The sequence below is a fragment of the Kitasatospora papulosa genome (assembly GCF_000717245.1).
GTDB lineage: Bacteria > Actinomycetota > Actinomycetes > Streptomycetales > Streptomycetaceae > Streptomyces > Streptomyces papulosus.
This window is the reverse complement of sequence record NZ_JNYQ01000088.1, coordinates 1-249: the sequence shown is the minus strand read 5'-3', so window position 1 is coordinate 249 and position 249 is coordinate 1. Positions and strand designations below refer to the sequence as shown.

The window sequence follows — 249 nt, the reverse complement described above, 5'->3', positions numbered from 1 at the left end:
ACGGACGTGCCGTTCCCCGTGAGGAGCGGCGAGGTCGGCGAAGTAGGTGGCGGGTCCGAGCCCCGCGGCGGCCGGCAGTCCCAGGGCACGACCGACCTGGGGCGCCCACTGCCCAGGGTCGGCGGGTGTGCCGGCTCTGGCCCTGCTCAGGGCTGCGGGGAGCAGTCCCCCGCGACGGCCGCGGCGCGCCGCGAGCGCGCGGGCCGCGTCCGCCTTCTCGTGCGGCGTGTGACCGTGCTGCTCCACCAT

The 249-nt window shown here is 77.9% G+C and carries 1 pseudogene; it reads right to left on the bottom strand.

Annotated features, from left to right (window positions below):
* Positions 1-249 (bottom strand): annotated as a pseudogene (locus IA22_RS34700) (protein disulfide oxidoreductase); the annotation flags it as partial.